This window comes from Paraburkholderia sp. J69-1, from assembly GCF_905220255.1.
Classification (GTDB): Bacteria; Pseudomonadota; Gammaproteobacteria; order Burkholderiales; family Burkholderiaceae; genus Paraburkholderia.
This window is the reverse complement of the sequence record NZ_CAJMZG010000010.1, coordinates 58,307-72,182: the sequence shown is the minus strand read 5'-3', so window position 1 is coordinate 72,182 and position 13,876 is coordinate 58,307. Positions and strand designations below refer to the sequence as shown.

13 protein-coding genes are annotated in these 13,876 nt (G+C 65.4%); 8 read left to right on the top strand and 5 right to left on the bottom strand.

Annotation, left to right across the window (positions count from 1 at the left end):
* Positions 1-33: 33 nt before the first annotated feature.
* Both U5A67_RS19435 and U5A67_RS19430 read right to left on the bottom strand, forming a co-directional pair.
* Positions 34-2,019 carry an MFS transporter gene (locus U5A67_RS19435; RefSeq protein WP_321814629.1) on the bottom strand — a complete coding sequence of 662 codons (1,986 nt, stop codon included), beginning with the start codon at positions 2,017-2,019 and terminating at the stop codon, positions 34-36.
* Positions 2,020-2,141: 122 nt separating this feature from the next.
* Positions 2,142-2,597 (bottom strand): CBS domain-containing protein, encoded by a 456-nt coding sequence (locus tag U5A67_RS19430; RefSeq protein WP_205984834.1) that lies wholly within the window; start codon positions 2,595-2,597, stop codon positions 2,142-2,144.
* Between the two features lie 413 nt (positions 2,598-3,010).
* Here U5A67_RS19430 and U5A67_RS19425 point away from each other — a divergent pair, with 413 nt between their 5' ends.
* The 3 genes from U5A67_RS19425 (at position 3,011) to U5A67_RS19415 (ending at position 5,701) form a co-directional block, all read left to right on the top strand.
* Positions 3,011-4,348: an O-acetylhomoserine aminocarboxypropyltransferase gene (locus U5A67_RS19425; RefSeq protein WP_321814630.1), complete on the top strand. Its 1,338-nt coding sequence runs from the start codon at positions 3,011-3,013 to the stop codon at positions 4,346-4,348.
* Positions 4,345-5,181 carry an alpha/beta hydrolase gene (locus tag U5A67_RS19420; protein ID WP_321814631.1) on the top strand — a complete coding sequence of 279 codons (837 nt, stop codon included), beginning with the start codon at positions 4,345-4,347 and terminating at the stop codon, positions 5,179-5,181. Before U5A67_RS19425 ends, U5A67_RS19420 begins: the two co-directional genes overlap by 4 nt.
* Before the next feature lie 193 nt (positions 5,182-5,374).
* Positions 5,375-5,701, top strand: coding sequence for an Mpo1-like protein (locus U5A67_RS19415; protein ID WP_205984821.1), 327 nt, complete (start codon positions 5,375-5,377; stop codon positions 5,699-5,701).
* Between the two features lie 57 nt (positions 5,702-5,758).
* Here U5A67_RS19415 and U5A67_RS19410 read toward each other — a convergent pair whose 3' ends face one another.
* Complete coding sequence (locus U5A67_RS19410; RefSeq protein ID WP_205984819.1) at positions 5,759-7,066, bottom strand: YihY family inner membrane protein; 1,308 nt, start codon at positions 7,064-7,066, stop codon at positions 5,759-5,761.
* A gap of 101 nt (positions 7,067-7,167) precedes the next feature.
* On the opposite strand from U5A67_RS19410, the gene wrbA reads away from it, so the two are divergent.
* The 4 genes from wrbA (at position 7,168) to U5A67_RS19390 (ending at position 10,723) form a co-directional block, all read left to right on the top strand.
* Positions 7,168-7,776: an NAD(P)H:quinone oxidoreductase gene (gene wrbA / locus U5A67_RS19405; RefSeq protein WP_321814632.1), complete on the top strand. Its 609-nt coding sequence runs from the start codon at positions 7,168-7,170 to the stop codon at positions 7,774-7,776.
* Positions 7,777-7,928: 152 nt separating this feature from the next.
* Entirely contained in the window at positions 7,929-8,324 is a 396-nt protein-coding gene (locus U5A67_RS19400) for a DUF2069 domain-containing protein (protein ID WP_241023818.1), read from the top strand.
* Between the two features lie 145 nt (positions 8,325-8,469).
* Positions 8,470-9,897, top strand: a complete 1,428-nt coding sequence (locus U5A67_RS19395) for an FAD-binding oxidoreductase (protein ID WP_321814633.1) — start codon at positions 8,470-8,472, stop codon at positions 9,895-9,897.
* Positions 9,898-9,916: 19 nt separating this feature from the next.
* Positions 9,917-10,723, top strand: coding sequence for a metallophosphoesterase (locus tag U5A67_RS19390; protein WP_321814634.1), 807 nt, complete (start codon positions 9,917-9,919; stop codon positions 10,721-10,723).
* A gap of 104 nt (positions 10,724-10,827) precedes the next feature.
* Here U5A67_RS19390 and U5A67_RS19385 read toward each other — a convergent pair whose 3' ends face one another.
* Both U5A67_RS19385 and U5A67_RS19380 read right to left on the bottom strand, forming a co-directional pair.
* Positions 10,828-10,980 carry a hypothetical protein gene (locus tag U5A67_RS19385; RefSeq protein WP_205984808.1) on the bottom strand — a complete coding sequence of 51 codons (153 nt, stop codon included), beginning with the start codon at positions 10,978-10,980 and terminating at the stop codon, positions 10,828-10,830.
* Between the two features lie 199 nt (positions 10,981-11,179).
* The gene (locus tag U5A67_RS19380; protein WP_205984807.1) at positions 11,180-12,118 is read right to left on the bottom strand and encodes a LysR family transcriptional regulator; all 939 of its coding nucleotides are present in this window, start codon (positions 12,116-12,118) and stop codon (positions 11,180-11,182) included.
* A gap of 155 nt (positions 12,119-12,273) precedes the next feature.
* Between U5A67_RS19380 and U5A67_RS19375 the strand changes: the two genes are divergently transcribed.
* Positions 12,274-13,875: an efflux transporter outer membrane subunit gene (locus tag U5A67_RS19375; protein WP_321814635.1), complete on the top strand. Its 1,602-nt coding sequence runs from the start codon at positions 12,274-12,276 to the stop codon at positions 13,873-13,875.
* Position 13,876: the final 1 nt, after the last annotated feature.

Genomic DNA, 13,876 nt, shown 5'->3' with positions numbered 1-13,876 from the left:
GGCCCGATGCCGCCGCCCCGCTTTACGCCGGCTTCAGCGCCGTGCGCCGCGCAGTTCTGTCACCATGCGCTGCAGTCCGTCGACGCTCACGTCTTCGGGCGCGACAGGCTCTCCCACCGCCAGCGTCAGCCGGCTCGTGATGCCGCGCCGCACCGGCCGATCCTGCCCCGAAGCCGCATGCCGCGAGAACATGCTGCCCCACAGGCCGCGCAGCGCCATCGGCACGACGGGCGCCGGGTGGCGCTTGAGAATTTCGGTCACGCCATGGCGGAACGGATTCATCTCGCCGTCGCGCGTGATCTTGCCTTCGGGGAAGATGCAGACCAGTTCGCCCTCGGCCAGCGCGGCGGCGCAGGCATCGTAAGCGGCTGCCAGCAGCGCGGCGTCCTGGTGCGCGGGCGCGATCGGAATCGCCTTCGCGTGCCGGAACATCCAGCCGAGCAGGGGCGAGCGGAAAATCTGGTGATCCATCACGAAGCGGATCGGCCGCGGGCTTTCGGCCATGATGACCACGGCATCGACGAAACTCACGTGGTTGCAGACCAGCACCGCCGGGCCTTCGGCGGGAATGCGCGCGGCGTTCACCAGACGCACGCGATAGACCGTATGCACGAGCACCCAGGCCACGAAGCGCAGCAGGAACTCGGGCACCAACGTGTAGATGTAGGCCGCCACGACGATATTGAGCAGCGCCGTCGTGAGAAAGATGCCCGGCACGCCCACGCCCGCCGCCGAGAGTCCCATCGCCATCAGCGCCGAAGCAATCATGAACAGCGAATTGAGGATGTTATTGGCGGCGATGATGCGTGCGCGATGGCTCGGCGCGCTTCGACTCTGGATCAGCGCGTAGAGCGGCACGCTGTAGAAACCGCCGAACATCGCCAGCAGGAACAGATCGGCCAGCACGCGCCAGTGCGCGAAGGTGCCGATGAATTCGCCCACCGACAGCAGATGCGGCGCGGCAGGCAGCGCGTGGCTCGCGAAAAAAAGGTCGATGCCGAACACACTCATGCCGATCGAACCGAGCGGCACGAGGCCGATTTCGATACGCCGGCGCGAGAGCTTTTCGCACATCATCGAGCCGAAACCGATGCCGAGCGAGAACATCGCCAGCAGCAGCGTCACGACATCGGGATCGGCCGACAGCACGTCTTTCGCGAAATTGAAGAACGAAGCGAGAAAGGTCGCGCCCACGAACCAGAGCCACGAAATGCCAAGCAGGCTCAGGAACACCGTGCGGTTGCCGTGCGCGAGGCGCAGATTGCGCCAGGTCTCGGTGAACGGATTCCAGTTGATGCGCAGCGCGGGCTGCGACGATGGACACGGCGGCACGAACCCGCTGGCCACCCGGCCGATCAGCGCGATCACGATACACAGCCCGCCGAGCCACCAGGCGCCCACCGGCGTGCCGGCCGCTGCCGTTGCCGCTGCTGTCACCGACGCCTCGCCCGCGCCGATCCCCGCCGCGATGCCGCCCATGATGGTGCCGATCAGAATCGCGACGAAGGTGCCCATTTCCACCAGGCCGTTGCCGCCGACCAGTTCGTCATTGTTGAGCTTCTGCGGCAGATACGCGTACTTGATCGGCCCGAACACCGTCGAATGCACCCCCATCAGGAAGGTGCACAGATAGAGCAGCGGCGCGCTGTGCATCCAGAAACCCGCTGCGCCAACCAGCATCACCGCAATTTCGAAGGTCTTGACCCAGCGCGTGAGGACGGCCTTGTCGTACTTATCGGCGATCTGCCCCGAGGTCGCCGAGAGCAACACGAACGGCACGATGAAAATCGCCGAAATCAGGAACGCGACGGTCTTCGGATCGACGCCCGAAAAACGCGATGCCTGATAGGTCACCAGCGACGTGAAGCCGATCTTGAAGACGTTGTCGTTCATCGCGCCGAGGAACTGCGTCCAGAAAAACGGCGCGAAACGCCGCTGGCGCAGCAACTCGAACTGCGAGGCGTGGGCGGTCTCCTCCACGGGCGCCGTCTGCGCGGCGGGCATCGGTCTATCGTTCATCGCGTTGTGATTTATGCGGTCGGGATCGTTCGGCAGACGTGAAAAAGCGCGCCTGACGCGCGCTTTTCTCATGCTGATTCTTTGAGGCGGCCTCTGAAACCAGCCTGCCCTGACGACGGCGATCAGGTCGCCGAATGACGCTCTTCTTCGGGCCAGTCGCGGATATACGCCTTGAGCAGCTTGTTTTCGAAGCCCTGCGCTTCCACGACCGCCTTCGCGACGTCGTAGAACGAGATCACGCCCATCAGCGAGCGGCTTTCCATGACCGGCAGATAGCGCACGTGATGCTCGAGCATCATGCGGCGCACTTCGTCTACTTCGGTTTCCGGCGTGCAGGTGATGGGATGGTCGTCCATGACCTTGCGGATCGTCGTGGTGCCCACACTGCCGCCGTTGGTGCGCAGCGTGAGAATGATCTCGCGGAACGTGAGCATGCCCACGAGATCGCCGTATTCCATGACGACGAGCGAGCCGATGTCGTGCTCGGCCATGGTGTTCACTGCGTCGTGCAGCGACGTGTCGGGCGTGACGGTGTAGAGCGTATTGCCCTTGACCTTGAGAATGTCGCTCACGCGCATGATGTGTCTCCTGTATCGACCAAAGCTGGCGCTCGAGCGCCCGGCGCTGGTCCCGTGCAGAGGGTTAATCGGGGGGAGATGCTGAAAGATGCCTACCTGTTTTCGATCCTAGCGGAAAGGCCGCCAAAAGAAAAGGCGCAGGAAAACGGGCCAAACGGCGTAACCGGGCCCTAAAACGCCTTGCCGGCGCAAGCAAACGCCGGAATCTGCACGGTTTGCCAGGCGCGGCATCGGCTATTCGGGTTATACCTGACGGCCAGGGCACTGCGCCCGCTCAAGCCCGCCACGCAAGGGTTTGCGGCCGCCGCGCTGGACTTCGGCGATGGCTGCGACGTGTTTTTAGGGCGCATGCCCGGTGTTACGATGCCAGCACCTTTCACCCGTCGCCGGTTCGCGCCGGCTGTGCTGCCAGAATGTCCGATCCTCGTTTCGACACGCTCGCGCTGCATGCCGGCGCCGCGCCCGATCCCGCCACCGGCGCCCGCGCGACGCCGATCTATCAGACCACGTCGTTCTCGTTTCGCGACACCGACCACGCCGCCGCGCTCTTCAATCTGGAACGCGCGGGGCATGTGTACTCGCGCATCTCGAACCCCACAGTGGCGGTGTTCGAAGAGCGGGTCGCCGCGCTCGAAGGCGGCGTGGGCGCGATCGGCACCGCCAGCGGGCAGGCCGCGCTGCATCTGGCCATCGCCACGCTGATGGGCGCGGGCGCGCATATCGTCGCGTCGGCTGCGCTCTATGGCGGCTCGCACAACCTGCTCAACTACACGTTGCGCCGCTTCGGCATCGAAACCACCTTCGTGAAACCCGGCGACCTCGACGCCTGGCGCGCAGCGGTGCGCCCGAATACGCGCCTGCTGTTCGGCGAAACGCTCGGCAATCCTGGGCTCGATGTGCTCGACATCGCCGCTGTCGCGCAGATCGCCCATGAACATCGCGTGCCGCTGCTGGTCGATTCGACGTTCACCACGCCGTATCTGCTGCGGCCTTTCGAGCATGGCGCGGATTTCGTCTACCACTCGGCCACCAAGTTCCTGGGCGGGCACGGCACGACCATCGGCGGTGTGCTGGTCGATGGCGGCAGCTTCGATTTCGAGGCATCGGGACAATTTCCAGAGTTCACGCAGCCCTATGCGGGCTTTCACGGCATGGTGTTCAGCGAGGAAAGCAGCGTCGCGCCCTTTCTGCTGCGCGCGCGCCGCGAAGGTCTGCGCGACTTCGGCGCCTGTCTGCATCCGCAGGCCGCCTGGCAACTGCTGCAAGGCATCGAAACGTTGCCGCTGCGCATGGAACGTCATGTGTCGAACACGCGGCGTATCGTCGAATTTCTCACTGCACAGGATGCCGTGGATGCCGTCGCCTACCCGGAACTGGAGAACCACCGCGACTACGCACTCGCCCAGCGCCTGCTGCCACGCGGCGCGGGCGCCGTTTTCAGCTTCGATCTCGCGGGCGGCCGCGAGGCAGGCAAGCGCTTTATCGAATCGCTCTCGCTGTTTTCGCATCTCGCCAATGTGGGCGACGCGCGCTCGCTGGTGATCCACCCCGCCTCCACCACGCACTTCCGCATGGACGAAGCCGCGCTCGAGGCCGCGGGCATTGGCGCGGGCACAATCCGTCTTTCGATCGGCCTCGAAGATCCCGACGATCTGATCGACGACCTCAAACGCGCACTCAAGGCCTCGCAGAAAGGCAGCGCCGCGCCCAGGGCGACGGCCGCGACCGCGGCAGGCAAGGAGGCGTCATGATCGTCGATGTCGATGGCAAAAGCGTCTACGCCTACACCGGCGGCCGCGCGTTCGATCCTGCGCTGCCCGTGGCCGTGTTCGTGCATGGCGCGCAGCACGATCACAGCGTCTGGGGACTTCAGACACGCTATTTCGCGCATCACGGCTTCAGCGTGCTGGCCGTCGATCTGCCAGGCCATATGCGCAGCGCGGGGCCTGCGCTCACGAGCATCGGCGCGCTGGCCGACTGGCTGGATTCGCTGCTCGCGGCGCTCAAGGTGGAAAAGGCGTTCGTGGCCGGGCACAGCATGGGTTCGCTCGTCGCGCTTGAATTTGCGGCGCGCTATCCCGCGCGCGCGCGGGCGATCGGCCTGCTCGCCACGGCCTATCCGATGACGGTTTCGCCCGCCCTGCTCGAATCGGCCCGCGAGCGCGAGTCCGAGGCGATCGAACTCGTCAACGCCTGGTCGCATTCGACGCTCGCGGCCAAACCGTCGAGTCCCGGCCCTGGTTTCTGGCTGCGCGGCATGAACCGGCGTCTGATGGAGCGCGTCTCCATCAACGGCGAGCCGCAACTCTTTCACACCGATTTTTCCGCCTGCAACGCCTATGCAGACGGTCTGACGAGCGCGGCGAAAGTGGCCTGCCCGGTGCGCCTGATCGTCGGCAAACGCGATCTCATGACGCCGCCGCGCGCGACGCATGACATCGCGCAGGCGCTCCGGCAGTCGGGTAATGTCGTCGATACGGTTACGCTCGATGCAGGCCACGCGCTGATGACGGAACAGCCCGACGCCACGCTGGACGCGCTCCATGAATTTGCCGCGCGAACATCGCGCGCGGGCAACGGCTGATCGACCCAGGGCGGGCCGTAAAAATGCGCTGCGAATCGCGCCAACCGGGCCGCCGCGTGCGTCGATTTCGTGGCTTTCCCCGGCTTGCACGGTCGTGCGATTCGCAAGAGAATGGGCTGTTCAGGATTGGCTTTTGCGAGCCGTTTGCACAAGCGTTCTTGTCCTCACCGTAGATTGACTACAAGGAGGAGACATGGCCCACGCCACCCACACCGAACATCAACACTTCGCGAATTTCGCGGAGTTTTATCCGTTCTATCTGAGCGAACACAGCAACCTCGTGTCGCGGCGGCTGCACTTTATCGGCTCGCTGGGTGTGATCGGCTGCATTGCCATGGCGATCGCCACGGGCATGTGGCTCTGGCTGCCGCTCGCCGTGATCTGCGGCTACGGCTTTGCCTGGATCGGTCACTTCATGTTCGAGAAGAATCGCCCTGCCACCTTCCGTCACCCCATTTACAGCCTGATGGGCGACTGGGTCATGTTTTCGGATATCTGTCGGGGCAAAATCTCGTTGTAACGCCCTAACGCCCGCGAGTGCGCATCCAGCGGCGCGCCGGGCAGTCAGCGGCAAACGTCACGCCGCCGGGTGCGGCAACGCCGGCGGCTGACCGCTTGCCTCGGCCATGCGCGCCAGTTCGCGGCGCGCCGCCAGCAGCGAGGCCAGCGAAACCGACAACTTGTCGTTCTCCAGCGCCGCCAGCAGCATTCCGGCATCGATATCGCTCGATTTGAGCTGATACGCCAGTTCCTTCCGGTCGATCACGAATCGCGCGTAAATGCGCTCCACCGAAATGCGCGCCGGATTGGCGATCAGCACGTAATGCGCTTTCACGCCGTCTTTTTCGAGCCGCGCAATCAGTTCGTCTTCTTCGAGGTCGTTCACCAGCCGCGTCACGGTTGCCAGATCGCGCCGCAGCAGTTGTGCGATCTGTTCGGCGCTCAGGCCAGGACTGCCCGCGTCGCGCGTTTCGGCGAGACCGGCCAGCAGTTCGAGCGCGTCGAGCAGATCGCTGCCCGGGAAACGCGGACGATTGAAGCGCCCCGTGCGGATCTCCGGCAGCGCCGACGTGATCATCGCCCCCACCAGCGTGATGAACCAGCTCAGGTACATCCAGAGCAGAAACATCGGCGCGGCGGCGAAGGCGCCATAAACCGCCGTGTAAGTGGGAATGCGCCGCACGTAATAGCCGAAACCGCGCTTGGCCAGTTCGAACGCGATAGCCGAGGCAATTCCGCCGATCAGCGCGTCACGCCATTCCACGCGGCAATTCGGCAGATAGACGTAGAGCATCGTGAAGGCCAGCGCGGTCAGCGGCAGCGAGGCGCCCATCAGCATCCAGTCGAACAGCATCGAAACATGCTGCTCGGTGGCGAGCGCCAGCGAACGCGTAAAGAGATACGACGAAATCGACAGACTCACGCCGATCAGGATCGGCCCGAGCGTGAGAATCGCCCAGTACACCAGCACGCGCTGGGCGAACGGCCGCGCCTTGCGCACGCGCCAGATCACGTTGAATGCCGATTCGACCGTCATCATCGTCATGACCGAGGTGACGAACAGCACGATCATGCCCATCGTCGTCAGGCCCTTGGCCTTCGACGCGAACTGGTTCAGGTACAGGAAGATCTGACTGTTGATCTGCGCCGGCATCAGGTGCTCGGCGAGAAAACCCTGCAGCGAGTTCTGGAACGACGAGAAGATGGGGAACGCGGTAAAGAGCGCGAACGCCACGGTCGCCAGCGGCACGATCGCCAGCATGGTCGTAAAAGTGAGACTGCCCGCCACTTGCGGAATGCGGTCTTCGCGGCTACGCCGCGCCGCGAAACGCGCGAGGCGTTTCACGATATCCAGATCGATTCGTACTCTCGACAACACATCCATTGTCCAGCCTTCCCCAGCCAGCGCCGCGCTTCGTCTGGAAACCGCCGGGAAACCCGCGGCGAACCCAGCCCCTATAATATCCCGTCCACCGACGAGGCCCGATGAAACCGATTCTTGTGCTCTATTACAGCCGCCATGGCGCCACCCGCGAACTTGCGCGCGCCATCGCCCAGGGCATCGACAGCGTGCCTGGCGCCGAAGCGCGCATTCGCACGGTGCCGCCCGTATCCGCGGTCTGCGAAGCCACCGCGCCCGACATTCCCGACGACGGCCCGCCCTACGCCGAACTGCGCGACCTCGAAGAATGCGCGGGACTCGCGCTCGGCTCGCCCACCCGCTTCGGCAATATGGCCGCGCCGCTCAAATACTTCCTCGACGGCACCACGCCGCAGTGGCTCGCAGGCGCGCTCGCCGGCAAACCCGGCTGCGTGTTCACGTCCACCGGCAGCCTGCACGGCGGCCAGGAAAGCACGCTGCTTTCGATGATGCTGCCGCTCCTGCACCACGGCATGCTGCTCGTGGGCATTCCGTACACCGAAAGCGCGCTTTCGTCGACGGATGGCGGCGGCACGCCTTACGGCGCCTCGCATCACGCCCGCGCCGACGGCCGCAGCCACGGCCTCTCCGCCGATGAAAAGGCGCTGGCCGTCGCGCTCGGGGCGCGCCTCGCGCGGGCCTCGCTCTCACTCGCACAAGGCGAACGTCCATGAGTCAACGCCCGTTCGAATCAGAAGGCAATGCAGATGGCGTGAACGCCGCAAGCGCGCCTCACACGTCGGACGGGCCGCCTGTTACACCAGCGGCTGGCGACGCGCAGCCGCGCACTTTACCGTCATCGCAAAACTCACGGCGCGAGCGTGCTCTGACAGAAGCATCGCCCGCACCCGTCGCTACACGCAAGTTCGCGGCGCTCGGCGCCTTCGTCGTGCTGGCCGCGCTCACTGCGCTGTGTCTCGCCTGGGAGTGGCGCATTGCGCCGCTGCGCCCCGGCGGCAGCGCACTCGTACTCAAGGCCTTGCCGCTTGCGGCTGCGCTGCCCGGCGTGTTCCGTCGGCGCCTGTATACGCTGCAATGGGCGTCGATGCTGGTGCTGCTCTATTTCGCCGAAGGCATCGTGCGCGGCATGACCGATCCCGCGCCGGGCGATCTGCTCGGCTGGATCGAGGTCGGGCTGTCGCTCGCGTTCTTCGGCTGCGCGCTGGCCTACGTCGCGCCGTTCAAGCGCGCCGCGCGGCGCGCGAAACGCGCCACCGCGTAGACTTCTGCCCGGGCGAGCGACGCATCGGCACGCGAGCGTGTCACACTAAGCCTTTAGCCAGCACTGCCGGCCAACCGCCGCCGCATTCCGTGTGCCGCTCAGCGCGCCTCACATCGCCACGGCACCGGAATCACCCCACTGAGCCATGACCCAAACTTCCCCCCAAGCCTTCCTCGACGCCTGCGCCGCCGCCATCGGCGCGCAGCACGTACTGACCGACGCCCACGACACCGCGCCCTATCTCGCCGACTGGCGCAAGCGCTATCAGGGCGCCGCCTTCGCCGTGCTCTGCCCGGCCAGCGCCGAGGAAACCGCCGCTGTCGTCAAACTCGCGCACGCGCATCGCGTCGCGCTCGTGCCGCAAGGCGGCAACACCGGCCTCGCAGGCGGCGCGACGCCCGACGCGAGCGGCCAGCAAGCCGTGCTGAGCCTGCGCCGCCTGAACCGCGTGCGCGAAATCGATGCCCATAACAATACGATCACCGTCGAAGCCGGCGTGATCCTCGCCGAAGTGCAGGCGCGCGCCGCCGATGCCGGCCGTCTGTTCCCGCTTTCGCTGGCCGCCGAAGGCAGTTGCACGATCGGCGGCAATCTGTCGACCAACGCGGGCGGCACCGGTGTGCTGCGCTACGGCAACGCGCGCGAGTTGTGCCTGGGCCTCGAAGTCGTCACGCCGCAGGGCGAACTCTGGGACGGCCTGCGCGGGCTGCGCAAGGACAACACCGGCTACGACCTGCGCGATCTGTTTATCGGCGCGGAAGGCACGCTCGGCATCATCACGGCCGCGGTGATGAAGCTGCACCCGCAACCGGCCGCGAGCGTGACGGCACTGGCGGCGCTCGGCTCGGCGCACGCTGCGCTCGATTTTCTGTCGCTCGCGCAGCGCTACGCAGGTCCGCTGCTCACCGGCTTCGAGTTGATGTCGGACTTCTGCATGCAGCTCGTGGGCCGCCATTTCCCGCAACTGCGCTACCCGTTCGCCGAGCGTCACGCGCAAGTCGTGCTGCTCGAATTGTCCGATAACGAAAGCGAAGAACACGGCCGCGCCCTCTTCGAGCGGCTAATGGAAGCGGCGCTCGAACAGGGTCTGGTGGAAGATGCGGTGGTGGCGGAAAGCCTCGCGCAATCGCAGGCGTTCTGGAATATCCGCGAACATATTCCGCTCGCGCAGGCGCAGGAAGGGCTGAATGTGAAGCACGACATCGGCGTGCCGATTTCGCGCATCGGCCATTTCATCGAGGAAACCGGCGCGGAAATCGCGCGCGTGGTGCCGGGCGCGCGCATGGTGACGTTCGGCCATCTGGGCGACGGCAATCTGCACTACAACGTGCAGGCGCCCGAAGGCGGCGACCCGAAGCAGTTCCTCGCCGACAACGAAAAGACCCTGAACCGCATCGTCTACGACAGCGTCGCGCGCCATCGCGGCACGATCAGTGCGGAACACGGGCTTGGCCAGTTGAAGGTCGAGGAAAACGCGCATTACAAGAGCGAAGTCGAACTGTCGATGATGCGCGCCATCAAGACGGCGCTCGATCCGCTCAATCTGATGAACCCCGGCAAGGTCATCCGATAAACCGCCAGGAGGCGACGACGTGAAGATCCGCGTGCTGTCCGATCTGCATCTGGAACATGACGAGCCCAACCTGATTGCGCACGCCGACGCCGATCTCGTCGTGCTCGCGGGCGACATCCACAATCACGGGCTCGGCCTGCGCTGGGCGGCGGAAACCTTCGATCCGCAGGTGCCCGTGATCTACGTGCCGGGCAATCACGAGTATTACGACAGCGAACTCGGCGCGCTGGAGGCGGCGATGCGCGACGCCGCCGCCTCGCTCGATAACGTGCACTTCCTGAACAACGCCGTGTATGTCGATCCGGCGCAGCGCTTTCGCGTGCTCGGCACGACGCTGTGGGCGGATTTCGAACTGTTCGGCGCGGATGACGCCGCGCGCGAAGCCGCCATCGCGGCGGCCCTGCGCGTGATGCTCGATTTCAAGGGATTGATCCAGCTGTCCTGGCCGGCCAGCGTCGATGGCGGTGCGCGCGACTTCACGCCCGCAGATTCGCTGGCGCTGCACGCGCAGGCGCGCGCATGGCTGGAGGCGGAACTGGCGAAGCCCTTCGCGGGCAAGACGATCGTGGTGACGCACCACGCGCCGCATCGGCTAAGCCTGGCGGCGCGCTATGCGAACGATCCGGTATCGGCGGGATTCGTGAGCGACCTGGGCGCGCTGGTGGGCGCGCCTGCGGCGCTCTGGATACATGGCCACACGCATACCTGCTTCGATTACACCGTGAACGGCACGCGCGTAGTGTGCAATCCGCGCGGCTATCGCGACCGGCGCAGCGGTCTGCCGGAGAATCCGGCGTTTGCGTGGGACAAGGTGGTGGAGATTTGAGGCGTATTTAACGCAGACTCAGCGCAGACTCAGCCCGCAGACTCAGCCGCGCGACGAGCGGTGCAGCGACTTGCGCGCACCCGCTCGTCTCACCCGGCGAACACTCAGCGCAGGTCGCGCGAACGGTCGATCGGGCGCTGCACGCGCAGCGTGACCGGCTGAAGCTGGGCGCGGCGCATGCGCAGAAGGTCGCGCGATGCGGCGATGCCGATCAGGCTCATCATCACGGCGATGCCGATCATCAGATGCGTATCCATGGAAATCCTCGGGTTCAGGCGAATTGACGTTTCAGTTCCGCTACCTTATCAAGCCGCCGCCCGCGTGTGCGTTAAGAAGTGTTGCGAGAACGCGTAGCTGTAACAGCCTGTCACAGCGCGGCTCGCAAGCACACGTCCAAACGCCCTTCCCCCAGCCTTTCCGGCCTGACCGAGCCACGCATTACGCGCACTACGTGAATTACGTGCGAGCGAAGCGGCGCAGTTCCGTCTGGTCTTCCGCGAGCGTCGCAGGCAACTTCTCGCGCAGCAACTCGACCCACGTGCGGATCTTCGCATCCAGATACTGACGCGACGGATACATCGCGAACACCGTCATTTCCTGCGAGCGGTACTCGGGCAGAATCCACACGAGTTCGCCGCTGCGCAGCCCGCTGATCGCCGAATAGATCGGCAGCAGGCCCACGCCCATGCCTTCGCGCACGCCCACGGCCATCGCTTCGGCCACGTTCACCTGGAAGGTAGCCGGCCCGAGATCGATGGTCTCGACGCCCTGCGGCCCGGTGAACTGCCATTGCGACGACGGAAACACCGGCGTCACCAGTTGCAGGCAACGGTGATTGACGAGGTCGTGCGGCGTCTGCGGCACGCCATGGCGCTCCAGATAGGCCGGCGACGCGCAGGCGATGCTGAACGCGCTGGTCAGCCGCTGCGACACGAAACCCGAATCCGGCAGATCGGTGGCCAGCACGAGCGCCACGTCATAACCCTCGTCGAGCAGATCCGGCATGCGCTGCGCGAGCGTCAGTTCGACATGCACATCGGGATACAACTGCTGATACTGCCCCACCGCCGGCACGACATAGTGCTGGCCGAAACTCGTCATCGCGTGAACCTTGAGCTTGCCCGACGGGCGCGCATGCGCGTCGCCGGCTTCGGCTTCCGCCTGATCCACGTAGGCCAGGATCTGCTCGCAACGCTGCAGATAACGCTCGCCGGCTTCGGTGAGCGCGATGCGGCGCGTCGTGCGGTTCAGAAGACGCGTGCGCAGGTGAGCCTCCAGGTCGGAGACCGCGCGCGACGCATAAGCCGTGGTCGTATTCAGGTGCTGGGCGGCGCCCGTGAAGCTGCCGGCTTCCACCACCCGGACGAATACCCGCATGTTTTGAAGCGTATCCATACCTATCCTCTATCTGACGGACGAATTGTTGCACGTTTTGTAATATCAATTATCTCATAACGCGTAAGAATGCCTTGCATCTTTACCGGTTATTCGCCAATCGGTCAAAAAATATAATGACGCACATCAATCTATAGCCGTTAAGGGAGTAAATCGTGCAGTCTCCGGTACCGAAAGGACTAGCCGTAGCCGCGGTTCTTACGTTCTCGTTGATAATCGCGGGATGCGCCAGTACCGGGGGAATCGCCCCTCAAGCGAAGCACGTCGACGCGAGCGAACTGGACGCCGGATCGGCGATCCGCGCCGCCAACACCGACGCAAAATGGCCCGCCGCCGACTGGTGGCGCGCCTACAACGACCCGCAGCTCAATAGCTGGATCGAAGCCTCGATCTCGGGCAATCCGTCGCTCGCGGCCGCGCAGGCACGCGTGCGCGAAGCGCGCTCGATGGCGGGCGTGGCCGAAGCCGGCCTGCTGCCGCAGATCAACGGCAGCATGTCCATCCAGCGCCAGCATTGGTCCGACAATATCTATTACGGACCGGGCTCACTCGCCAACTCGAATTCGTGGAACAACACCGCCACGCTCGGCCTGTCCTATCACCTCGATCTCTGGGGCCAGGACAAGAACAATGCCGAGCGCGCGCTCGACGTGGCGCACGCCACGGCCGCCGATGCCCGCGCCGCGCAGCTCGAACTCGAAGTGAACGTCACGCGCGCGTACATCGATATGTCGATGAACTACGCGCTGCTCGATATCGCCAAGCAGACGCTCGCCGAACAGCAGAAAGTGCTCGCGCTCGCGCAGCGCCGTCTGAAGGGCGGCATCGGCACGCAGCTCGAAGTCAGCCAGGCCGAAACGCCGCTGCCCGAGTACGAGCGCCAGATCGATTCGCTCGAAGAAGCCATCGCGCTGGGCAAGAACCAGCTTGCCGCGCTCGCGGGCAAGGGTCCCGGCGCGGGTGAAACGATCCAGCGCCCGGCGCTGGCGCTGGGCGCACCGGCGGGTCTGCCCTCGGCGCTGCCGGCCGAACTCATCGGCCATCGCCCGGACATCGTCGCGGCGCGCTGGACCGTGGCCGCGCAGGCGCGCGGCATCGACGTGGCCAAGGCCGACTTCTATCCGAACATCAACCTGCTCGTGTCGATGGGCGGTTATGCGGCGGCCGGCCCGATGTTCCAGTTCCTGAAGTCGATGAGCGGCAGTTATGCGGGCGGCCCCGCCCTGTCGCTGCCGATCTTCGACGGCGGACGTCTGCGCTCGCAACTCGGCGCGCAGTCGGCCACTTACGACATCGCCGTGGAGCAGTACAACCAGACGATCGTGACCGCGCTCAAGGAAATCGCCGATCAGGTCGTGCGCATGCGCTCGCTCGCGACGCAGGAAGACGACGCGCATCGCTCGGTGGCGGCCGCGCAGCGCAACTACGATCTGTCGCAGGAAGGCTATCGCCGCGGTCTGACCGACTATCTCAATGTGCTGATCGCGCAGACGCAGTTGCTGCGTGCGCAAGAAGGCGTCGCGCGCATCCAGGCGGCGCGTCTGACCGCGCATGCCACGCTGGTGGCGGCGCTGGGCGGCGGCACGATCGCTGCGGGAGCCGATACCGCGGCCGATCCGGCCGTGGCGAGCCCCACGGCCGCCGAACAGTTGCCCGCGCACGGCAAGAAGACGCGCGCCGTGCCGCTCGCACCGGCCGCGCTGCTCGCGCCGCATTCGTCGGCTGACGACGCCGGCGCGCCAGGCAGCGCGCACTGAG